The 21,856-nt window shown below is 62.3% G+C and carries 15 protein-coding genes; 6 read left to right on the plus strand and 9 right to left on the minus strand.

The genetic code is table 11. The annotated features are described in order from the left end of the window. Window positions 1–146: 146 nt before the first annotated feature. The 6 genes from OR601_RS08085 to OR601_RS08110 all read right to left on the minus strand — a co-directional run bounded on the left by OR601_RS08085 (window position 147) and on the right by OR601_RS08110 (window position 8,498). On the minus strand, window positions 147–908 hold the full coding sequence (locus OR601_RS08085; RefSeq protein ID WP_136011857.1) for a mechanosensitive ion channel family protein: 762 nt from the start codon (window positions 906–908) through the stop codon (window positions 147–149). Window positions 909–911: 3 nt separating this feature from the next. Next, complete coding sequence (locus OR601_RS08090; protein ID WP_265591662.1) at window positions 912–3,398, minus strand: ATP-dependent helicase; 2,487 nt, start codon at window positions 3,396–3,398, stop codon at window positions 912–914. Window positions 3,399–3,443: 45 nt separating this feature from the next. Continuing rightward, the gene (locus tag OR601_RS08095; protein WP_265591663.1) at window positions 3,444–5,966 is read right to left on the minus strand and encodes a homocysteine S-methyltransferase family protein; all 2,523 of its coding nucleotides are present in this window, start codon (window positions 5,964–5,966) and stop codon (window positions 3,444–3,446) included. After that, entirely contained in the window at window positions 5,963–6,631 is a 669-nt protein-coding gene (locus tag OR601_RS08100; RefSeq protein ID WP_265591664.1) for a vitamin B12 dependent-methionine synthase activation domain-containing protein, read from the minus strand. The genes OR601_RS08095 and OR601_RS08100 overlap by 4 nt, the downstream gene beginning before the upstream one ends. Next, the gene (locus OR601_RS08105; protein ID WP_265591665.1) at window positions 6,631–7,494 is read right to left on the minus strand and encodes a methylenetetrahydrofolate reductase; all 864 of its coding nucleotides are present in this window, start codon (window positions 7,492–7,494) and stop codon (window positions 6,631–6,633) included. The genes OR601_RS08100 and OR601_RS08105 overlap by 1 nt, the downstream gene beginning before the upstream one ends. Before the next feature lie 62 nt (window positions 7,495–7,556). Then, the gene (locus tag OR601_RS08110; protein ID WP_136011853.1) at window positions 7,557–8,498 is read right to left on the minus strand and encodes an undecaprenyl-diphosphate phosphatase; all 942 of its coding nucleotides are present in this window, start codon (window positions 8,496–8,498) and stop codon (window positions 7,557–7,559) included. A gap of 279 nt (window positions 8,499–8,777) precedes the next feature. Here OR601_RS08110 and OR601_RS08115 point away from each other — a divergent pair, with 279 nt between their 5' ends. The 6 genes from OR601_RS08115 to OR601_RS08140 all read left to right on the plus strand — a co-directional run bounded on the left by OR601_RS08115 (window position 8,778) and on the right by OR601_RS08140 (window position 18,803). Beyond that, window positions 8,778–9,230, plus strand: a complete 453-nt coding sequence (locus tag OR601_RS08115) for a universal stress protein (protein WP_265591666.1) — start codon at window positions 8,778–8,780, stop codon at window positions 9,228–9,230. 414 nt (window positions 9,231–9,644) lie between these two features. Next, a complete protein-coding gene (locus OR601_RS08120; protein WP_265591667.1) occupies window positions 9,645–11,012 on the plus strand; it encodes a coiled-coil domain-containing protein in 1,368 nt (455 codons plus the stop codon). A gap of 459 nt (window positions 11,013–11,471) precedes the next feature. Then, on the plus strand, window positions 11,472–12,455 hold the full coding sequence (locus OR601_RS08125; RefSeq protein WP_265591668.1) for a DMT family transporter: 984 nt from the start codon (window positions 11,472–11,474) through the stop codon (window positions 12,453–12,455). A 139-nt stretch (window positions 12,456–12,594) separates the two neighbouring features. Next, a complete protein-coding gene (locus OR601_RS08130; protein ID WP_265591669.1) occupies window positions 12,595–15,528 on the plus strand; it encodes an insulinase family protein in 2,934 nt (977 codons plus the stop codon). Between the two features lie 20 nt (window positions 15,529–15,548). Then, window positions 15,549–16,940: a 2-hydroxyacyl-CoA dehydratase subunit D gene (locus OR601_RS08135; RefSeq protein ID WP_265591670.1), complete on the plus strand. Its 1,392-nt coding sequence runs from the start codon at window positions 15,549–15,551 to the stop codon at window positions 16,938–16,940. Window positions 16,941–17,084: 144 nt separating this feature from the next. Next, window positions 17,085–18,803, plus strand: coding sequence for an acyl-CoA dehydratase activase (locus OR601_RS08140; protein WP_265591671.1), 1,719 nt, complete (start codon window positions 17,085–17,087; stop codon window positions 18,801–18,803). Between the two features lie 70 nt (window positions 18,804–18,873). Here OR601_RS08140 and OR601_RS08145 read toward each other — a convergent pair whose 3' ends face one another. The 3 genes from OR601_RS08145 to OR601_RS08155 form a co-directional block, all read right to left on the minus strand. After that, the gene (locus OR601_RS08145; RefSeq protein WP_265591672.1) at window positions 18,874–20,526 is read right to left on the minus strand and encodes a hypothetical protein; all 1,653 of its coding nucleotides are present in this window, start codon (window positions 20,524–20,526) and stop codon (window positions 18,874–18,876) included. Window positions 20,527–20,591: 65 nt separating this feature from the next. Beyond that, window positions 20,592–20,813: an ATP-binding cassette domain-containing protein gene (locus tag OR601_RS08150; protein WP_265591673.1), complete on the minus strand. Its 222-nt coding sequence runs from the start codon at window positions 20,811–20,813 to the stop codon at window positions 20,592–20,594. A gap of 53 nt (window positions 20,814–20,866) precedes the next feature. Next, a complete protein-coding gene (locus tag OR601_RS08155) occupies window positions 20,867–21,376 on the minus strand; it encodes an ABC transporter ATP-binding protein (RefSeq protein ID WP_265591674.1) in 510 nt (169 codons plus the stop codon). Window positions 21,377–21,856 lie beyond the last annotated feature (480 nt).

A 21,856-nucleotide genomic window follows, 5' to 3' on the forward strand; every position in this document is an offset into this window, starting at 1 on the left:
CTTTCTGGAAGCGTGGGAAAAGTCGACGGCTTAGAGAGCGCAGGCAGCGCAAAAGCGCAGGCAGCGCATGAATAGCGAACAGCATGGGATCCAAGCGGCAGCGCTGGGGCCTCAACGGTCCCAGCGCGCGGCGCAGCGACCCCTTATTAGGCCAAAGGCTCGAAGCCCTCCAAAGACCTCACCACGGTGTCGATGGCAGACTCAAAGGTGGTGCCCGGCCGCACGTTGAAGAGCAACGTGGCCTTAGTGCCTGCGGACCCAGTGCCCGTGCAGACTATCCGTGTGGCGTTGGCAGGATCAGCCACGGGGCCTAAGGCCTTGTCGGCACGAGCGATAACCTCCTGGCAGGCCTGCTCCAGATCGCAGCCAGGCTTGAAGGTCACGTCCAGGGTGGCTTGGCTGGCCAGCTGCGAGGTGAGTCGGGTGAGCGACGAGGAGTTGAGCTGGGAATTGGGCACCACCACGGTGTTGCCCACTCGGTCGCGAACGGTGGTGTCGCGCCAGTTGACGTCCACCACCTCGCCGGTGATGCCGTTGACGGTGATGTAGTCGCCCGGCTGCACCACCTTGGAGGCCATGAGGGTAAGGCCGCCCACCAGGTTGGATATGGTGGTTTGCAGGCCCAGCGACACGGCGATGGAAGCGGCGCCCAGCGAGGCGATGAAGGCGTTGGGCGAGATGTCGAAGACCGGCTTCAAGATGCAGAGGCCGGCCACCAGCCACACGCTGCCACGGACGATGTTCACGAAGATGGAAGCATCGGGGATGTTGGTCTTGGCCAGGGCGTCACGCAGGATACGAGTGAGCACCCGCTGGACCCCGTAGGCAACAGCGGCGGCGATTGCAAGGATGATGAGCTTGCCGGTAAGGTTTCCCAGATGGTCCACGATAAACTGTGCAGGATTCATGGGCTACTCCACCTTCACGATGGGCGCGAAGCCCTTCATGAGCTTCTTCACCTGGCCGCTCTTGGTAAAGCGAACCTCGATGACGTCGCCCTTGGCTGAGAGCACCTCGCCCACGCCAAAGGTCTTGTGGCTCACGCGGTCGCCAACAGCAAAGGACTCGGCTGCAGCCTTGGGGTCTCGGCGCGGCTTGGCGACAGGAGCGGGGCCAGAAGCCCCGCCGGCCGAGCGCGTGCGATTGACAAAGACGGTGCCGCCATACATCTCGGAGCCGCGGCCCGCACCAAAAGTGCCATGGCGGTCGCCGCGCTTCTCCCAGCCCGTTCCCGAGAAGCCCGCCGACCCCACGCCGGTAGCCTTGAGGTGCTCGGGCGGGATCTCGTTGATGAAGCGGCTGCGAGGATTCGCCTGCGTCGCGCCGTAGGTACGCCGGGTAGCGGCATAAGTGAGGAACAGACGCTGGCGGGCTCGGGTGATGGCCACGTAGGCCAGGCGACGCTCCTCCTCCAGCCGCGCCGGGTCGTTCTCGAAGGTGAGGTTGGGGAAGAGGTTCTCCTCCATACCGGCCACAAAGACCACGGGAAACTCCAGGCCCTTGGCCGAGTGGATGGTCATCAGCGTCACCGCGGAGTTCTGCCCCGCCAGCGAGTCCAGGTCGCTCCTCAATGCCAGCCATTCCATGAAGGCGGGAAGCTGAGCGCAGGCCACCGGCTCGAAGCGCTCCTCCAGAAAGGCCCCAGCCACACCCGGAGCTTGGGCGCCCGCAGGAATCCCCGGCAGCACTCCTTGGGAAGAGGCCTCTGCTGCCGAGAAAAGCGTGCCCTCGGGGGCTGTGGCAGCCAGGGTGGGCAGGTCCTCCTCGGCAAGGACGCCGGAATCGCGCAGCTCGTCGATAGTCTCTAAGGCTGAGACCACGTCCTCGTGGCTCTCGTCGAACTCCTGGGCGATGAGCATGAACTCGCGGATGTTCTCGACGCGGCCCTGGGCCTCGGGGGTATGCTCGGCCTCCAGGGCGGAGATGAGGCCGCTCTTGTCCACAATGGCCTCGATGACGCGGGAGAGCTCGCCGGTGTAGTGGCGCGCCTGCTCGATGGTGGAGGTCCAGGAGGCCAACGCGTTGCGCACGCGCGGGGTGAGCAGGCCTTCCTCGGCCACGCAGGCCTGGGCGGCCTCGAAGAAGGAGAGGCGGTGGGCAGCGGCGTAGGCGCCGATCTTGTCCTGGGAGGTGGCGCCGATGCCTCGACGGGGGACGTTGACGATGCGCCTTGCAGCCACGTCGTCTGCGGGGTTCAACACCAGCTTGAGGTAGGAGGTGACGTCGCGGATCTCGGCGCGGTCGAAGAAGCGGGTGCCTCCCACGATCTTGTAGGGCACGCCGGCACGCAGGAACATGTCTTCGATGATGCGGCTCTGGGCGTTGGTGCGGTAGAAGACCGCCATGTCGTCGTAGCTGGTGCCTTTAACATGGAGCTTCTCGATTTGGGCGGCGATCCAGGTGCCCTCGTCGCTCTCGTTGGCCGCTTGATAGACCTGGACCAGCTCGCCATCGCCTAGATTGGTGAAGAGCTTTTTGGGCTTGCGCTTTGAGTTGTGGGCCACCACGGCGTTGGCCGCCGCCAGGATATGGCCGCTTGAGCGATAGTTTTGCTGAAGCTTCACCACGTGGGCGGCCGGATAGTCCTTCTCAAAGTCCAGGATGTTTTGGATGTCGGCACCGCGCCAGGAGTAGATGGACTGGTCGTCGTCGCCCACCACCATGAGGTTTTGATGCTTGGCGGCCAACAGCTTGGTGATGAGGTACTGCACATGGTTGGTGTCTTGATACTCGTCCACCGAGATCTGCAAGAAGCGGTCCTGATAGCCCTCCAGCACGTCCGGGAACTTGGTCAAAAGCTCTAAGGCGTTTACCAGCAGGTCGTCGAAGTCCATGGCGTTGGCGGCCAGCAGGCGGCGCTGGAGCTCCTCGTAGACCAAGGCAGCCTTGGCCACCGCGGGGTCGTCGGCGTCTTGGCGCATGTCGTCCGGCGTCACCATGGCGTTTTTGGCTGCCGAGATCTTGGAGCGGATCATGTTGAGCGGAAAGCGCTTGGGATCGATGTTCAAGTCGCCCATGATGGCCTTCACCAGGCGTTTTGAATCGTCGTCGTCGTAAATGGTGAAATTGGGGCCATAGCCCAGGCGCTCGCCGTCTTGCCGCAGGATGCGCACGCACATGGCATGGAAGGTGCACACCCACATGCCGCGGGTGCCCCCAGGCAACAGGGCGCCTAGGCGCTCGCGCATCTCGGCCGCAGCCTTGTTGGTGAAGGTGATGGCCAGAATCTGCCAAGGGCGGTAGCCCAAGTCGCCAATCATGTGCGCGATGCGGTAGGTGAGCACCCGAGTCTTGCCCGAGCCCGCCCCCGCCAGCACCAGCAGCGGCCCTTCGCAATCCAGCACGGCCTCGCGCTGGGCGTCATTGAGCGAGTCGATATCAACCACGCTGTCTGCCATGAAGGGGTCCTCCTTGCGATGCTGCGGGCAAAACGGCCTTCTAGTCTAGCGCAGGTCTGGCCGCTCCTCGAAAAGCTCTGTGAGCAACCGAGCGCTCTCTGCCGCATCCTTGGCATAGGCGTCTGCCCCTACCATCTGGGCATACTCCGGGTTCAAGACCGCTCCGCCCACAAAGACATAGGTATTTGGGGCTTTTTCGCGCAGCAGGTCGATGGTCTCGCCCATGGCTTTGACCGTGGTGGTCATCAATGCCGACAAACCCACCACATGGGCCCCGGTGTCTTCCACCGCGTGAAGCACCGCCTCAGGGGCCACGTCGCGACCCAGGTCGATGACGGTGAATCCGTAGTTTTCCAGAAGCATCTTGACGATGTTCTTGCCAATGTCATGGATGTCCCCCTTGACCGTGGCTAGGATGACGCGTCCCTTGGAAGCGGCAGCCTCGCCCTTGGGCATAGCCGCCTTGATGACGTCGAAGCCGGCGCCCGCCGCCTCTGCCGAGGCCATGAGCTGCGGCAAGAACATGGCGCCAGACTCAAAGCGGGCGCCTACCTCGTCCAATGCGGCAATGAGCACGGAGTCGATGACCTCCAGCGGATCTTGGGTCTCCAAAAGCTGCGAGACCAGCGCGGGGATAGGGCCCTTGCGGCCTTTCAAGATGAGGTCGTAGGCCTGCTGGGCCGGCGTGGCAGCCGCGGCGCCCTCTGGGACCTCCCCGGCAGCTCCAACACCGGAGGTGCGGGTTTCTCGGTAGCTGGGGGCGGCATCGGTGCGGCCTGCATAGCGGTCTACATAAGAGGCGGCGCCTGCGTCTTGGCCATCCAGCAGATAGTGGACGGCCAGGACGTCTGCCAAGCGGGGGTCCAGCGGGTTCACGATGGGCAGGGTGAGGCCGGCGCCTAGGGCCTCGGCCAGGAAGGTGGCGTTTACCAGCGGGCGCAGCGGTAGGCCGAAGGAGATGTTGGAGACGCCCAGCATGGTTTGGACCGGCAGCTCCTGGCGCACCTGCTTGAGGGCTTTAAGGATCTGGGCGGGCGCCTCCTGGTTGGTGGATGCGGCCATGGCCAAGCAGTCGATGGCGATGTCATGAGGCGCTATGCCTGCCGCTTGCGCGTGTTCCACCAGGCGGTGGGCGATGGCGACGCGCTCGCTGGCGGTTTGAGGTATTCCGGACTCGTCCAGCGTGAGGCCTACCAGCGCTGCGCCGTATTTGTGAGCAATGGGCAGGATGGCTGCCAGGCTCTCGACCGATCCGTTCACAGAATTGATGAGCGGCTTTCCAGCGTAGTGGCGGCAAGCCTCGATAAGGGCGGCAGGGTCGGTGGAATCCAGCTGCAGCGGCAGATCGCAGACCGCCTGGATCTGGGTGACGGCAGTGGCCAAACAGGCAGGCTCGTCGATCTCCGGCAGGCCCACGTTGACGTCCAAAATAGCGGCTCCGGCGTCCTCTTGGTCCAGCGCCTCGCTCACCAGATAGTCGAAATCCCCTGTGCGCAGGGCCTTCTTGAGGCGCTTTTTGCCCGTGGGGTTGATGCGCTCGCCCACGGGCGCCACCGCATGCCCCGCAGCCAGCAAGCGCACCACTCGCTGGCTGCTCGCCACGGTAAAGGCGGGCTCTACCTGGCGCTGGGGCAGCTGGGAGCGGTCCAGCAGGGTGCATAGGGCGGCGATATGGGCGTCCGTGGTGCCGCAGCAGCCGCCCACCAGGGTGACGCCGGCGGCAATAAGATCCTGCGCTGCAGCCACGTAAGGCTCTGGACCCAGATCGTAAACCGAGGCGTCGCCCTCCATGCGCGGCAGGCCGGCGTTGGCCTGGCACACCAGAGGTACCTCTACCAGGGGAGCCATGGCGCCGATGAGGGGCACCAGCTTGTCGGGGCCCAGCGAGCAGTTGACGCCCACGGCCGAGGCCCCCGCCGCCGCCAACGTCACCGCGCAGGCCTCAGGCGAGGCGCCCAGGAAGGTGAGACCGTCCTCCCCAAAGGTCATGGTACACACAATGGGGATGTCTACCTGCTCCTTTATGGCGATGAGAGCGGTTTTAGCCTCCAGCAGGTCACCCATGGTCTCGATGATCACCAGGTCGGCATCGGTGGCAGCAATGGCTTCGCCCTGCTCGCGATAGAGCGCCTCGCACTCATCCACGCTCATGGGTCCCAGCGGCTCCAGGAGGGCGCCCGTGGGCCCCACATCTGCCGCCACATAGCGGGCCCCCGCCTCTCGCGCCAGCTGCACTGCCCGCCCATAGACCTCCGCCACGGTAGCCTTGCCCGCCAGTTTGCGGGCGTTGGCCCCAAAGGTGCAGGTAGTGATCACGTCTGCACCGGCTTCCACATAGGCCTCATGGACGCCTGCCACCAGCTCAGGATCCTCGAAGAGCAGCAACTCCGGAATAGCTCCCGGTTGCATGCCCCGCGCCTGCAGCATGGACCCCAGGGCCCCGTCCAGCAGCAAGAATGACTGGCCTGCCAGCGCCCGACCCAGCAAATCCTGGGAACCAGAAGCGGCGTCCGGCCCTTGGCGGACGGGTTTCTCGGCAGCGGAGGGGGCCTGCGGCACATGCATCATAAGTTGTCCGTTTCTTTGAGGCCTATGAGGGCAGTGACGGATTTTTGCGGCACCATCCAGAGCTGGGGCGTGAGGGTGATGCCCAGAGTGTTCTGCGCGTCCAGGGCATCTAGAAGGGCCGGCTGGACCGAGAGTGGCAAGTCGCCGTAGCCGGGGCTGTAGCGTTTGGTGGCCGAGAAGCCCTGCCCTCGCGACCAGGCGTCGATTTGGGCATTGGCGGCATCGGCGGCGCGTTCCACGATCTCGACGGCGCAGGCGTTGTAGATAAGGCTTTGAGTGGGATGCTTCTCGTGGGTGCGCTGCCAGGCGAGATCGGGGCCGGGACCGCAGGTGACCGCCATGAGGACGATGGCAGAAGCCCCCTGAAGCAGCACCTCCATAGAGAGGCCGTCGAGCACCAGCGAGGTGCCTTCCACCAGAAAGCGAGTGCCCGTAGTGCTGCCGCTGCAGGCGATGCCGTCTTCTTGGCGCAGCGGGAAGACGCGCCAGACCCAGCGGGGACGAATGGCGGCGGCTGCCCGAGCGCAGGTGGCCTCGAGGATGGCCTTAAGCTCGGGGTCTATGGCTTGGGACTTGTGGCCCAGATAGCGCAATACCTCCGAGAGGCGGGGCTCTTGGGCGCCCGCGCCCTGGCGAAGCGGCGTCAAGGGTGGAGCGGCGGCCATTAGAGCACCTCGCGGATGGCAGCCACGGCCGCAGCGGCTACCTGCGGGCGGTTCATGGTATAGATGTGCAGTCCGTCTACCCCATGGGTCGCCAGGTCTTGAAGCTGGGCGCAGGCATACTCGATGCCTGCGGCGCGAAGGGACTCCGGATCGTCCTCGTAGCGGGCCAAAAGCTTGACCACCGCTGACGGCAGGCTGGCGCCGCACATGAAGATCATGCGGCTTACCTGGGACTTTGAGAGAAACGGCATGACGCCGAAGGTGATGGGCACGGTGATGCCCGCCTTATGGCAGCGCTCGCGAAAGCGGTAGGCCAGCTGGTTGTCGAAGAAGAGCTGAGTCACCAAGAACGAAGCTCCTGCGTCCTGCTTACCGCGCAGGTAGGCCACGTCGATGTCTGGGTCCAAGCAGGAGATGTGGCCCTCGGGGTAGGCGGCAGCTCCTACGCAAAAACCGTCCTCTACCAGCTGAGGGATCATGTCGCTGGCATATTCGAAGTCGCCGGGAGCGGCCTCAGGATTGGGGTCGCCGCGCAGCGCCAGAACATTTTTGATGCCCGCCTCTTTGAGGTGGGCGCTTTTCTTGGCAAGGCTTTGGCGAGTGAGCCCCTGGCAGGTAAGGTGGGCCACTGTGGACACGTCATAGTCGCGCTGGATGAGCCGAGCCACCTCCAGGGTGCGCGAGGAGTTGCCAGAGCCTCCGGCCGAGTAGGTCACAGAGATAAACGCCGGGTCCAGCGGCGCCAGCTGCGAGGCTACCTGTTGGGCTTCTTCCTGGGACAAGTCACCTTTAGGAGGAAAAATCTCAAAGGAGACGGGCAGCTTTTGGGTGGCGAAGATCTGGGAGACGGTTTTTGTGGCCATGGGTCCTCCAGGGCGTCCGGCGTTTTGAACCCATGCTAGCCCCAAGGCGCCTTGAGGTCCCTTTAGCGCACCAGAACGAAATAAAGAATTACTAGAATGCCCAGGGCGATGCGGTACCAGCCAAAGACCTTGAAGTCGTGGCGGCGCACGAAGTCCATGAGGAAGCGGATGGCCGCAACGGAGACCAGGAAGGCCACGATGCAGCCCACGGCGAGGATGGAGCCCTCGACAGCGGTAAGGGCGTTGCCTGCGATAAAGAACTTCACCAAACGCAGGGCCGAGGCGCCAAACATCACGGGAATGGCCAGGTAGAAGGTGAACTCGGCGGCTACGGTGCGGGTGCAGCCCAAAAGCAGGCCGCCAATGATGGTGGAGCCGGAGCGCGAGGTGCCCGGCACCAGCGACAGGATCTGGAAGCAGCCGATGCCCACGGCGCGGCCCAAGGTGAGCTGGGAGATGTCTTGGACGGGCTGGTCGACGTCTGCCAGCTCGGCTTTGGTGGTGCGAGGCAGGACAGCCTCCTCCACCTGCTTGAAGTGTTTGGGCTGAGGCGCCGCTGCCAGCTCTGCCTCACGGGCCATGGCACGGCTCTCGCGCACCTGCTCGATGACGATGAAGATGACGCCGTAGACAATGAGGGCGGCCGCGATGACGAAGGGGCTGGAGAGGTGCTCCTCCATCCAGTCGTCCAGAGGGATGCCCACCGCGGCGGCCGGGATGCAGGCCAGCACGATCTTGCCCCAGAGCGACCAGGTGCCGCGGCGCTCCTCAGGGGTCTTGGAGGGGGCGAAGGGGTTGAGCGAGCGGAAGAACAGCACGCACACCGCCAAGATGGCGCCCAGCTGGATCACCACCAGAAACATGTTCCAGAAATCTTCTGACACATCCAGCGACACGAATTGGTCCAGCAGCAGCATGTGACCGGTAGACGAGATGGGCAGCCACTCCGTAATGCCTTCTACCAGGCCAAACAGCGCAGCCTTGAGCAACTCCACAATCTCCACCAGGTCCTCCTTGATCTAAGATAGCCCGCGCGCAAAGCAGATATCGCTTGCAGGGTTGATGCCCTGGCCCTGCGAGCCCGAGCAATTTGCCAGGTTCATACCCCGCGCACGCGGCCGTGCGTGCAGACCATGATGGCGCACTCAGAACATGCCTACTGCTATTCCACCGTTTCTCTTGATGAGGTAGCGGCTCTTCTCGGCTGCGCCTACGCCCGGCGCCACTACTATAGGGTCAGGGAAATGAGCTAGTTGTGAGCCTCTACCAACCAAAGGAGACCCATGGAGAACTTTAAGGATCTGGAGTACCAAAAAGTGTTCGTGTGCCTGGACGGTACCGAGCAGCAACGCCACGTGCTCAAGCGCGCCGCCATCGTCGCCGCCAACAACCATGCCGAGCTGGTCATTGGCCACGTGGTGGACGTCACCCCCTTCGAAAGCTTCGAGCCCGCCAAGGCCGAACAGGCTCTCGAGGCCAAGGAATCGGAGTTTCGTGCCTCCATCTCCGATGCCTTGAAGCGCATTGGCGAGAGCGACCAGATCCCCTCGGTGGAGGTGGTCATCGAGCGCGGCCGCATCCGCGAGACCCTCAAGGACAAGATGCTCGACGCCATCGAGCCCGACATGGTGGTCTGCGGCGCAAGAGGCCTCTCTTCCATCAAGTACGCCCTTTTGGGCTCCATCTCCACCTTCCTGCTGCGCAATTGCGACTGCGACATCCTGGTGGTCAAGTAAGGCCGCGAGCGCTCCCTTGCAGATGACCTTTCATTGGTATACAAGTGACTCTCAGCCCGGCTTCCGATTCCTGTAAACGGAGGCCGGGCTTTTTGGCAACGTGGGCCTTTATCGGTATTCTACGCTGCGTTTTTATGGACAATGGTTGCATTTAAATATGTCTATGCGCTCGTTCAAGCTCTGTGGGCTGTTCATGGACAGCCCGAATCGCGTTTATCGTGACTAACACGATGCTTGTTGGGGAATGCTGTTGGGTTTCTGACGCAACGGCAGGCTGCCCGCGATGGCGCCCTTCTTTAGCGCGACGTCAGGCGATAGGTTCGCTGGCGTGCCTTTCATTGGCACTCTTGGTGGTTTGCCAGGGGTCTTGCGCTCTGCCCTTCAAGCATGAAGACAGACAGAACGGGAGTTTGGATGAACGCACTGACCCTTCGTATGCGCGCCGCCATTGTGGTGCTGTGCGCCGCGCTTGCCCTGATGGCAATGCCGGTGCCCGCCTTGGCAGACGGTGGCGAGCAGGAAGGCGACTTGTCGGAGCTCCAGATCAAGATCGAAGAGTCTGGGAAAGCTTACGACGAGGCTTGTGCCAAGGTAGAGAGCCTTAATGAAGAGGCTGCTCAAAATCAAGCCCGCATTGACGAGGTTTCTACACAGCTTCCGGCCCAGCGCCAAAAGGCCTCGGCCGCCATCGCCGCCAGTTACAAAATGAGCCAAAACCAGCCAGGCCTTATGGGCCTCATCCTCTCATCGGAGAACTTCGATGACTTTTTGGCCACCATCACCTATCTCAACGCCGTTCAGGGCCATAACCTTGACCAGGTGGACCGCCTGAACGACCTCCAGGACGAGCTGGAATCCAACCAGGCAGAGCTGGCCCAGCGCCAGGCGGAGGCCGAGGCCCAGAAACAGGCAGCCCAAACCGCTCTGGACGAGGCCAAGGCCGCCCGCGAAGAGGCCCAGCGCCAGGCGGAGGAGCAGGCTGCCCGCGAAGCCGCCGAGGCTGCCGCCGCCCTCCAAGCCGAAGCTGACGCCCAAGCCGCTGCACAGGCCGCGCCCGTCTCCCAAGCTGCCGTACCCTCTGCTCCTTCCTCGGTGGATTGGAGCAGCGACAAGAGCTCCTTTGTGGCCCAGTGGGCCCCCCGCATCGACGCCTATCTGGCTGGCTCCCCCCCTGGCGGGCCAAGGCACCACCTTTGCCTCCGCCGCCTGGGACTACGGCGTGGATCCCCGCTGGTCCCCCGCCATCTCCAACACCGAGAGTTCCAAGGGCGCCGTGTGCTTCCGCCCCTACAATGCCTGGGGCTGGGGCAACGCCAGCTGGTCCAGCTGGGAGGAGGCCATTCCCGCCCACGTGGCCGGCTTGGCCCGCGGCTACGGCTACACCATCTCCTGGGAGGCCGCCAAGAAGTATTGCCCGCCCAACGCCGCCCACTGGTACAGCGCCACCCTGGCCGAGATGAACTCCATCTAGCCCGCGCGCCCTTTGGGCTGCACCTGCAGCCCACACCCGGCGCAGCCTGCGTCTCGCAGCCACCTGCGACTCATGCCTCCCGTACATCCCAAGCTACCTGCAGCTTTCAAGCAGCCCCTCCCCGTGCGGAGGGGCTGCTTTCTTTTGGCGCTGAAGCTACGGGGCTAGATGGGCTTGCTGGTTGGGCTGCCAGGCTAGTTATAGTTCGAAGTTTGTCGATACACATTGGTAGGGACGGCGGGGTTTCTCGGCAGCTGACAGGAAAGCTCTCTAGGAAGTGGCAATCTTGGCATAAGAAGCTTTTAGGGTAGGGATTCTGATGAAATCCCTACCCTATCGCGATTCTATGCCAACTTTTCCATGTCCTAGTTGCGTCTTGTGCCAACAGGCCCGTGCTCCCGTCTCGTGCCAATAGGGGCTACTGCCCGCCGCCTGTCGCCCACTGCAAACTGCCCGCCGCCTGTCGCGCGCTGCAAACTGCCCGCCGCCTGTCGCCCGCTGAGAGCCGCGCCGCACGCTGCAAGCCAAAGGGCGCCGCATGCTGCCGAGAAACCCTCCCGCCAGGGGCGGGCCCTCCATTCAAATCCCAACGCCTACAAGGCTCCGACATATCCTCCAGAATGTCCCACAAATAGAGGGACTCCCTGCTAGAATCGGTAAGGCGCGCCAGTGGGCCGGTCAGAAGCCCCTACGGCGTATACAGGCGCAGGCGTTTGGTATACACCCAAGGCGCAAGATCTTTGCAGTTGCAGAGCAGGAAGGGACATAGAGTGTCACAGGAGCCACAGAGCGAAGAGGTCCAAGAGGAAGACGGGGTCGCCGCCAAGGTGGTTCCCGGACAGCAACTTCAAGAATCCGGCCCCGGCGCCGCTCCTGCCAAAAAGCTCACCATCTTAGGCGTTGCATGCACACTCATAGGCGGCATACTCTGGGGTTTCTCAGGCACCTGCTCAAAAATCCTTATGGACACCTGGGGCATCGGCTCCCTGTGGCTGGTGGCAGTCCGCCAGCTGTTCGCCGGATCGGCGCTGCTCGTCATGGGCGTCTGGGCCCACAGAGACGTCCTCGCACGCCTCGCCTCTTCCCGCCGAGACATGCTGCAACTGGTGCTTGCCGCCTTTGCAGGCATGATGCTCAATTCGGCGGCTTACCTCAACTGCGTGCAGATTACCGACTCCGGCACCGCTACCGTGCTCCAAAGCCTCTCCATCGCCATGGTGCTCGTCTACCTGTGCCTGCGCACTCGCACCGCCCCCAGCAAACGCGAGGTTGTCGGCCTGCTGTTGGCCCTCCTAGGCGTGTACCTCATCTGCACCCACGGAGATCTGGGCGCTCTGCGCATCTCGCCCTCCGGCCTGTTTTGGGGCTTCTTCTGCGCCTTGGGCGCAGCTCTGATGAGCGTTGTTTCTCGGCGCCTCTTGGTGACCTATGGCTCCACCGCCATCACCGGGCTCATGATGCTCGTAGTGGGAACAGTGCTGCTCTTTGTGGTGCAGCCCTTCTCCCACATGCCCGCGCTGGATGCCGCCGGTTGGGGGCTTTTGGCCTTTACCGTGGTCTTTGGCACCGTGGCGGCCTATGGCCTTTACTTTCAAGGCGTCAAGATCCTGGGCGCCTACAAAGCGGGATTGCTGGGCACCATCGAGCCGGTGACGGCGACGGTGGCCTCGGTGTTGCTCACGGGCACCTCCTTTGTGGCCCCTGAGCTCGCAGGCTTTGCCGCCATCATCCTCATGGTCTTCCTCACCAGCTAACTGCCGAGAGACCCTTGAGCATCCCTGCCTGAAATCTCACCATCCTCGTATCTTCCCCACGCAAAATTGGGGAAGCCTATCATCTATGGAAGACAAACCCAACCGGCAGCCCTTGTCCAAAGGCTCCCAAGGAGGCTCTATGACTCAGTCCGCACCCGTGTGCCCTAACCTCAAGCCCGGAGATGTCATCGGCGACTTCACGCTGGTCTCGCGCGAGCCCGTGTCAGAGATCGACGGCGAGGCCCTGGTCTTTAGCCATTCCCCCTCGGGAGCTGGTCTTTTGTGGCTCGCCAACAGCGACAACAACCGCGCCTTCTCCATCGCCTTCAAGACGCCGCCCACCAACGACACCGGCGTCTTCCATATCTTGGAGCACTCGGTGCTGGACGGCTCCGACAAGTACCCGGTCAAAGAGCCCTTCGTGAACCTGCTCAAGAGCTCTATGCAAACCTTCTTGAACGCCATGACCTTCCCAGACAAGACCATGTATCCGGTGGCCTCCACCAACGTGGCAGACCTTGAGAACCTCATGGACGTCTACCTGGACGCCGTGTTTCATCCAGCGCTCTATCGCAAGCCTCATATCTTTGAGCAGGAGGGTTGGCACTACGAGCTGGAGAGCCCCGACGCGCCGCTCACCTACAACGGCGTGGTGTTCAACGAGATGAAGGGCGCCCTCTCAGACCCCGACGACGTGCTCTTCATGCACCTCAAGCGCCAGCTGTTCCCCGACACCTGCTACGCCTTCGAGTCTGGCGGCAACCCCGTCGCAATCCCCGAGCTCACCTACGAGGAGTTCTGCGACACCCACGCCCGCCACTACCAGCTGGCCAACTCCCATACCGTGCTCTACGGCGACCTGGACATCGAGCGGGAGCTGGCGTTTTTGGGGGAGCGTTTCTCGGCAGTGAGCCATGAGAGCGTGGGAGCCCCCAACGCGCTGGAGTTCCAGGAGGCAGTGAGCCCGGATCCTGTGGAAGTGCCGCTGTCTACCTCGGCAGAAAATCGCTGCGTAGGCGTGGGCTACGTGCTGGGGACCTCCAAAGACCGCGAGCGCGTCCTGGCGGCAGACGTGCTTATCGACGCCCTCATGGGCTCCAACGAGGCGCCGCTCAAGCGCGCCATCCTGGATGCTGGGCTGGGCGACGACGTCTTCGCCTACCTCATCGACGGCGTGGCGCAACCCATGGTGATCTTCGAGCTCAAGGGCGCAAAGCCAAAAGTAGCCGGCCAGTTCAAGGAGCTTTTGGAGTCCACCTGCAAAGGCATCGCGGAGGCCGGCGTGCCCGCCGACCGCCTGGAGGCCTCCTTGGCCCAAGCCGAGTTCAACCTGCGCGAGGCCGACTTTGGCTATCCCGACGGCGTGGGCCTGGCCATCTGTTCCATGAACAGCTGGCTCTACGACGAGGGCGACCCGCTGTCCTTCGTGCGCTACGAGGCCGCCTGCGAGGACCTGGAAAACTCGCTGGGCCTGGGGGTCTTTGACAAGCTGCTGCGCGAGCTGGTGGTAGACAACCCCCATCAGGCCCTGGTGACTGTAGAGCCTCAAGAAGAGACCGCCGCAGCTCAAGAGGCGCAGCGGCTCGCCCAGCTCAAGGAGACCCTGAGCCATGAGGAGCTGGAGAAGATCTCCTGCGACATGGCCGAGCTCAAGGCCGAGCAGGCCCGTCCTGACAACCCCGAAGACGTCGCCCGCCTGCCCCACCTCTCCATCGCAGACATCGCCGCGGCCCCTGCTCTCCCCCTTGCCGAGAAGGTCGAAGCCCCCTACCCCTGCTATTCCTACGACCTCGAGACCCACCACATCGACTATAGCTACCTCTACTTTGATCTGGAGCGGGTAGGCTGGGGCGAGCTGCCCTACGTCACCGTGCTCTGCTCGTTGCTGGGCAAGCTGGACACCCGCCAGCACACCGCTGCCGAGCTGGACACCCTCCTAGAAAGCCAGTTGGGCTCCTTCTCCACCTTCGTGGAGGTCTACGGCGACGCCCGCACGCCCCTTAAAGTAGCCAAGCCCAAGCTGGTGGTAGGGGCCGCCTCCCTCTCAGAAAAGGTATCCTATCTGGCTACCCTGCCCTGCGAGGTGTGCTGCGAGACCATCTTTGGCGATACCGAGAAGATCCGCGCCATCCTGGTACAACAGCGCATTGCCATGGAACAGTCTTATGTCAATGCGGGCCACGCCGCCGCCCTGGCCCGTTGCGGCAGCTACTTCTCTTGCGCCTCCAAGGCCACCGAGGCCCTGCGCGGCATCGACTACTACAAGTTCTTGGTGTCGCTCCTGGACAACTTCGACCGGCGCGCCAGCTCGCTCTGCGAGATCCTGCGCAACCTCCAGGGCCGCATCTTCAAGGGAGACGGCCTGGAGTGCTCCTTTGCCGGCGCCCCCGGCGACCTGGAGCGCTACTGGGAGGCCGCAGGCGATCTGGGCCTGGCAAACGACGGCCACCCCACCGCGCCTCAGCTCCAGGTGCCCGAGCCCACCGTCGCCCGCGAGGGCTTCACCGTGCCTGCCAACGTGTGCTTCGTGGCGCAGATGGCTGCAGGCAGCCTTATGCCTAACAACCAACATACGAGCTACAACGGAGCTTGGATCGTCGCGTCCAAGGCCCTCAATTATGGGTACCTCTGGAATGAGGTGCGCGTGCTTGGCGGCGCCTACGGCTCCGGCTTCAACTGCGCTCCCTCATCGCTTTTGGGGTTCTACTCCTATCGCGACCCTGCGGTAGACCCCACTCTGGCCGCCTATGCCAAGGCAGGCCAATGGCTCGCTTCTTGGGATCCCACCCAAGAAGACCTCGAGGGTTTCATCGTGTCCTCGGTGGCAGGCCTCGACGCACCCCAAAAGCCCCGTACCGCCATGCGCCAGTGCGACAGCCTGCGCTTCTCCCACCGCCCCGCCAACTGGCGCCATCAGGTGCGAGACGAAGTGCTCGCCGCTTCCATCGACACCGTACGCAGCCTTGCCAGCTCCCTGTCTGGCGTCCCTGAGTGCGGCGGCGTCTGCGTTATTGGCGGTCGCGACCAACTCGACGCATCCCAGGCCGGAATCGAGGTGCAGCCCCTCGTCTAGCCTCAGCTAGGAGGGGCTTCATGACCCAGATGACCAAATCGGACGACCAAAAGCTTGGCATCAAGATCTTGGATGCCTGGGCTTCCGCCATCGACGGCGTCATGGACGACCGCCCCGACATCACCGGCTTTTGGCTGCTCAAGGCCTTCCAAGTCAAACGTGCCCAATGCCGCTTTCTGCCTGACCGCTGGGCCCACCCCAGCGGTCAGCAGGCGGCCCTTTTGGCGCTGGAGTCTGTGACGGGCGCCCTCGAGCACCCCCAAGACATCGTGCTCACCTCCATCTTCATGCCCAATGAGATCTTTCAGTCGCTGGGGCTCTATCCCCTTATCGCCGAGGCCGCAGCCAACTTTGTGACCGGAGCCCACGCCGAGCCTTCCTTTATTGAGAGTGCCGAGAAACACGGCGTCCCTGAGACCTACTGCTCCTTTCACAAGGTGCTTCTGGGAGGAGCATTCGCAGAGGTGTTCCCCTCTATCCCCTTTATCGCCAACTGCTCGGTGGCCTGCGACGCCAACAACCTCTCCTTCAAGCTGCTGGCTGCCCACTACGGTGCCCCTCAACGCTATATCGATGTGCCGGATTCTTATACAGAGGAGAACTGCCGCTACGTGGCAGAGCAGCTGGAAAGCCTGGCTCACGCCTTGGAAGAGGCTTATGGGCGCACGTTGGACCTGGAAGATCTTAAAGAGCGCGTAGCCCGCTCCCAGCGCACGTTAGACAAACTGGCAGCCACCCTCCCCTTGCGCCGCAACCGCTTTGTGAAGAACAACATGGGCCTAGAGATGCAGCATGCCCTGGTGTTCCATACGCTGTTGGGCGACCCCAAAGCCGAGCAGCTGGCAACCCAGATGCTCGAGGACTACGCGGACGCCCCAGAGTTCCATGGAGTCAACCTGGTATGGAGCGCCACGGCCCCGTTCTTCTCGGTACCTTTGCAAAAGCTTGTGGATGTCAATCCAGAGCAGCAGATCATCGCATCAGACATGTGCTTTGACCAGGTCACCTTTGACGGCTGGCATCACGACGGCGCGCATGAGCCCTTCTTGGCCATGGCCGAGCGCCTCATTCGCAACTCCTACAACGGCGGAGGCCAGCATCGGGCAGACAGAATGGCAGAGCTCTGCGAGATGACCAAGGCCGACGGCGCCGTGGTCTTTTGCCACTGGGGCTGCAAGGAGACCATGGGCTGCGCCCAGCTGGTCAAGTCCACGCTAGAGCGGGCAGACTTCCCCTGTATCACGCTAGACGGCGACGGCTGCAACCGCGCCAACTTCCCCGGCGGCCAAGCCGCCACACGGCTGGGCGCCTTTTTGGAGATGCTCCACGCTCGCAAAGACCAGCGGTCAGCGGCGCACCCGCAACCTGCAGCCTCCCCGCGCGACGAGAGCGACGAGCAGACCGTGGCATAACAGATCCCGTGGCCCCAGGCCTCTTGGGCACCCTGGGTTTACAATGCCTAGAGCTCGCTCTATTCAGAGACGCGCCATCCCCATGCGCCTGAACCTTTTGGCAGCCGCTTCACTCTAGAAACCCCCAATCCATAGGAGCGTCGGGTGACTCCCACCGTTTACTATCCCTGCAAATACGCGCCCATCGAGCTTTTGGCCGGCTACGGCGCTGCCTGCAAACCGGTTACCTACGAGGCCACTTCCTTTGAAGATGCCGATAGGCTCGCCCATCCCAACCTCTGCGGCTTTGGCAAGTCCCTCATCGCCTTTGCCCTGAAGCCCGAGGTCAAAGCCCTGGTGCTCACCAGCTGCTGCGACGTGATGCGCCGCGTCTACGACGTGTTGGATGCCGAGCAGTGCTTGGACTTCCTGTTCATGGTAGACCTCCCTCATCTCACCGGCCCTGCGGAGCGCGCGCGTTTGGCCTCCGAGCTTGAGCGTTTGACAGAGGCCTGGGAGCGCTATTCTGGCGAAGCCTTTGATGTAGGGGCTGCCCTCTCCTCCTTCGAGCCCCCGGTGGCCAGACAAGACGCCCGCGTCACCCTGTTGGGCGCCCATGGCCCTGAGTCGCTGCTTAAGGCTGCCGAGTCTGCCTTCGACCTGCCGGTGGAAAACCTCACCTGCACCGGTGGCCGCAGGGTGGCCTCTCCTCCAGCCTCGCTGGGTCGCGCCATCCGCGAAGAGGCGTGCCGCGAGAATTGCGACGCGAGCACACCGGCCCCAGACCCCAAGGAGGCGTTTATCGGCTGGTATGCAGGGGCATTGCTCGACCAAACCCCCTGCCTGCGCATGGCCGACATCTCTGGCCGCCAAAACCTCATTGGCACCCCAGGACAACGCGGCGTGATCTACCACACCATGAAATTCTGCGACTACTACGGCTTTGAGTACCTTATGGCCTCCCAGGACGCCGTGGTTCCCATGATCAAGGTAGAAACCGACGGCACTCGCCAAAGCGCGGGCCAGCTCTCCACTCGACTAAAGGCTTTCGACGAAACGTTGGTAGGTATGACTGACACGCTCAAGTTTGATAAAGGCACCGGCCCCATTTACGTGTTGGGGGTGGATTCGGGCTCTACCTCGACCGATGCCGTCATCGTAGACAAAGACGGCACTCCTGTGGCCACGGTAATCCTGCCCACCGGCGCCAAAGCCACCGAGAGCGCTCAACGTGCTATCGACTCCGTGCTTGAGAAAGCCGGTCTCACCCGCGACCAGATCACGCTGGCGGTGGCCACGGGCTACGGCCGCGACTCCATCCCCACCATGGACACCTCCATCACCGAGATCACCTGCCATGCCCGCGGAGCCCATGCCCTGTGTCCCGAGGCCATGACCATCGTGGACATCGGCGGCCAGGACTCCAAAGTCATCAAGCTGGACGAGGACGGCAATGTGGTGAACTTTGTGATGAACGACAAATGCGCCGCCGGCACCGGACGCTTCTTGGAGATGATGGCCCGCACCATGGAGCTGCCTTTGGACGAGTTTTGCACCCAAGGCCTATCCTGGAAGCACGACGTGAAGATCTCTTCGATGTGCACGGTCTTTGCCGAGAGCGAGGTTGTAAGCCTGGTAGCCGATGACACTCCTGTGCCCGACATCATCCATGGCCTGGATCGCTCGGTAGCCTCCAAGATCACCAGCCTTGCCAAGCGCGTGAAGGCCGAGCCTCCCTACCTCATGACCGGCGGCGTCGCCAACAACGAGGGTGTGGTCACCGCCATTGGCGAAGCCCTGGGTGCGCCGGTAGCCACCAGCGAAGACTCCCAACTCTGTGGTGCCCTGGGCGCCGCTTTGCTAGGCTTGGAGGCCTTGGTCTAAAGCTTGGCTGCCGCCACTGCCCGCATGCATTGCTGCACGCTTGCGCGTCCTGTCCCTTACCAAAGCCTGCTTAACTTTGGTAAGGAATGGGGCGCTTTTCTAGCCTTTTGAAGAGCACCCAAGCGGCAAGGGCCAGTGCTACAGCCGCGGCCCACCCTATCGCGTCACATACCCACGCATCCCAACCGCTCAAGCCATACCCCAGCCCGCAGACAAGACCCATCGCCAGGCAGACGCCCATGGACAAAAAGACGCACACCCCAATGGGCAGCGACTGCTTTGCCAGCGCCGTAGCGCTCACCCACTCAAAATTGGGGCGCCTCGCATCCAGTGTCATGCCTACCAAGCCGCAAAAGCCATAGAGCACCACGGTGAGCACGAAGCATAGCAGCACGCTCGATGCGGGGACGCCGCCCACCAGAAGCAGCACCGCGGAGATCAATGCGCAAAGCGCAGCCGCTGCCAGCCAAGGCGCCAGCTTTGCCCCATAAAACCACTTCTTTTCTATGGGCAGCGTCTCCATAAGCCAGATCCCCTGGCCTTCTAGCGAGATGGCGATAGCCGAAGGAGGCGCCATAGCGCCGATAAACGCCATGATCCAGGGCAGGATCACCAGCATCACAGGAATGGCTTCCAAGGGGTCTTCCAGAGAGTCTTTGGTGAAGAAGCTTGCTATGCCGTCAAGTCCCACAATGGCTACGAGAGCCGCGAAGATAACGAGCAACAGCAACGAGATGAGGTCGTTGGCCACGACCGTGCCGTTGTCAAAGACCAATCCCACCTCCTTGCGGCAAAGCGCCTGGAGCGGAGAGCGAAGCCCTGCCGCTTTAGAAGCCTTGCCGCGCCTCTGTTGCGCACGGGCATTGATAGCAGAAACCACCTGGGTGTAGGTGCGTGCAAGCCCCTCCGCCAAAGCTGTTCCCACTGCCAGGTTCACCAGCACAAAGAGCGCCCAGTAGAGCCACCCTGAAAGGTCCTGGCTCACCCAAGCATCCATCGCCCAGCCACAGAGGGGCCAGACCGCCAACGCATCGCCGAAGCCCGCCAACATCTGAGTAAGCGTATCCAGCGTGACATTCTCATAGCCTGCGCCAGAGATCACACCGTTGAGGGCAAAGCCTGCCACCACAGCCACCAATGCCACAAGCACGGAAGCCAGCGTAGTGAGCGCTTTGCCATGACGTAGGCGCCCAAGAGCCGCCGTGATAAGAGCCGAGAGAAAGACTGCCGCCACAAGACCTGGCATGGGCCCTACCGCCACGATGGAGAGCAGCGTTATCCACTGAAGAGGGGTAGATGCCATACCCTGGATGCCCATAAAGATGAGAGCTGCCACTCCTAGGGGAATCACCATAAGAGCTGTGAGTTCCACCGCCGTTAGGTAGAGGGATGCCAAACGCGCAATGACTTGGTCACGCTTTGAGACAGGCATGCTCATAAGCAAATCGAAGTCTCCTGCCTCATAGAGCATTCCCGGCGCCTTGATAAACGAGAATATGGCGCCGCAGAACGTCGCAATAAGTACTGCAATAGCTACCAGAAGCCTATCGGCGCCCAGGGCTGCAAGGCCAACCCCCACTCCAGCCGAATAGCCAACCATCAAAAGCCCCAGAAAGGCCTGGGCGATCCTCAATCCAACGATTCCGCCTCGAGAAGCGTTCTTAGAAGAAGAGCTGCCCAACGTGCGCAGTTGCACCTTGATCAAGAGCCACAGACGATGCATGATGAGTACCTTTTCGCCTAATGCGTGATATCAAATACTGAAGATATTGCCTTAGCCTTACATCCTTAGGAGAAGGGGGTTTGAGGAGCGTCGGAAGGCCGCACTGGCGCCGCAGGAGCTGCCGTGGCCTCATGAGTCTCTACCACGTCCATAAAGACGTCTTCCAAAGACTCGTCGCCCAACACCTGATCGATGGGGCCAAAGGCGCGAAGCTGGCCTGCCTGAATGATGGCCACCGAGTCGCAGAGGCGCTCCACCACCTCAAGCACATGGGACGAGAAGAGCACTGCCTTGCCTTGGGCGGCCCGCTCTTGAAGCATAGTGCGAAGAGTGCGGGTGGCTACAGGGTCGAGCCCACGAAGGGCTCGTCGAGCACCAGAAAGTCTGGGTCATGCACCAACGCCCCCATGACCACCAGCTTTTGCAACATGCCATGGCTATAGGAATCCGCGCGATCCGCAAGGGCATCTACCATCTCCAGGCGCTCTGCCAACTCTTGGATGACGCTTCTGCGCCGAGTGCTGTCCACCCCAAAGATGTCGCAGACAAACTCTAGGTAGGCCATGCCCGTCATGAACCCATAGACCCAGGGGGTGTCTGGCACGTACGCGAGATGCGTCTTGGCGGCGATAGGATCTTTCACCACGTCGTGGCCGCAAATGGCAATAGACCCCTCGTCAAAATCCTGTACGCCCACCATAGCTTTGATGAGGGTGGTCTTGCCTGCGCCATTGGGGCCCACCAGGCCCAGGATCGACCCGGGTTCCACGGCAAGAGAATAGCCGTGAGCCGCCACTTTGGTGCCATAGCGCTTCACAAAACCGCGTACGTCAAGAATAGGGCTGGCCATGACATGCGTCCTTTCGCACAACTGGGATAACTGCGCCACACGCCTTTTCGAGGCATCACTACGACTAACGAGGGCCAACAAAAAATGCTTGACCTAGTCTAGCCATTTTTACGCCCAGCGGATATTGGTTTTAATGCCCCAAGGCCAACTGTAAGAAATGGGTCACCACTGAGACCCATGACGCAGGCCAGGCACAGAACAGGGCGTGAGACGCCTGCGCAGCCCGCGATGCCACCGCCGGGCGATCAGGCGAGAGCGCAGTGAGGTAAGCCACCCTATAAAGGGATGGCGCTGTCGCTTCACCCAACTAGAAAGCCTGCGGTTGCCCATCGTAATTCCAATCGTCGGAGGTGGGCCGTCCCTTGGCATACTAATCGATAAATACTGATCTGTCGACAATCTGAAGGACTACTGGGGTGACAAATTCTAAGAACGGCACACCATCTGGCCCTCAATGCACGAGAGCATACTTGTTCTTGT

It is taken from the genome of Leptogranulimonas caecicola (assembly GCF_023168405.1).
Taxonomy (GTDB): domain Bacteria; phylum Actinomycetota; class Coriobacteriia; order Coriobacteriales; family Atopobiaceae; genus Leptogranulimonas; species Leptogranulimonas caecicola.

Excerpts from the sequence above, each read along its gene's own strand:
- OR601_RS08085 (WP_136011857.1), bottom strand. The coding sequence starts at position 908 with ATGAATCCTGCACAGTTTATCGTGGACCATCTGGGAAACCTTACCGGC.
- OR601_RS08090 (WP_265591662.1), bottom strand. The coding sequence starts at position 3,398 with ATGGCAGACAGCGTGGTTGATATCGACTCGCTCAATGACGCCCAGCGC.
- OR601_RS08095 (WP_265591663.1), bottom strand. The coding sequence starts at position 5,966 with ATGATGCATGTGCCGCAGGCCCCCTCCGCTGCCGAGAAACCCGTCCGC.
- OR601_RS08100 (WP_265591664.1), bottom strand. The coding sequence starts at position 6,631 with ATGGCCGCCGCTCCACCCTTGACGCCGCTTCGCCAGGGCGCGGGCGCC.
- OR601_RS08105 (WP_265591665.1), bottom strand. The coding sequence starts at position 7,494 with ATGGCCACAAAAACCGTCTCCCAGATCTTCGCCACCCAAAAGCTGCCC.
- OR601_RS08115 (WP_265591666.1), top strand. The coding sequence starts at position 8,778 with ATGGAGAACTTTAAGGATCTGGAGTACCAAAAAGTGTTCGTGTGCCTG.
- OR601_RS08120 (WP_265591667.1), top strand. The coding sequence starts at position 9,645 with ATGAACGCACTGACCCTTCGTATGCGCGCCGCCATTGTGGTGCTGTGC.
- OR601_RS08130 (WP_265591669.1), top strand. The coding sequence starts at position 12,595 with ATGACTCAGTCCGCACCCGTGTGCCCTAACCTCAAGCCCGGAGATGTC.
- OR601_RS08135 (WP_265591670.1), top strand. The coding sequence starts at position 15,549 with ATGACCCAGATGACCAAATCGGACGACCAAAAGCTTGGCATCAAGATC.
- OR601_RS08145 (WP_265591672.1), bottom strand. The coding sequence starts at position 20,526 with ATGCATCGTCTGTGGCTCTTGATCAAGGTGCAACTGCGCACGTTGGGC.
- OR601_RS08155 (WP_265591674.1), bottom strand. The coding sequence starts at position 21,376 with ATGGCCAGCCCTATTCTTGACGTACGCGGTTTTGTGAAGCGCTATGGC.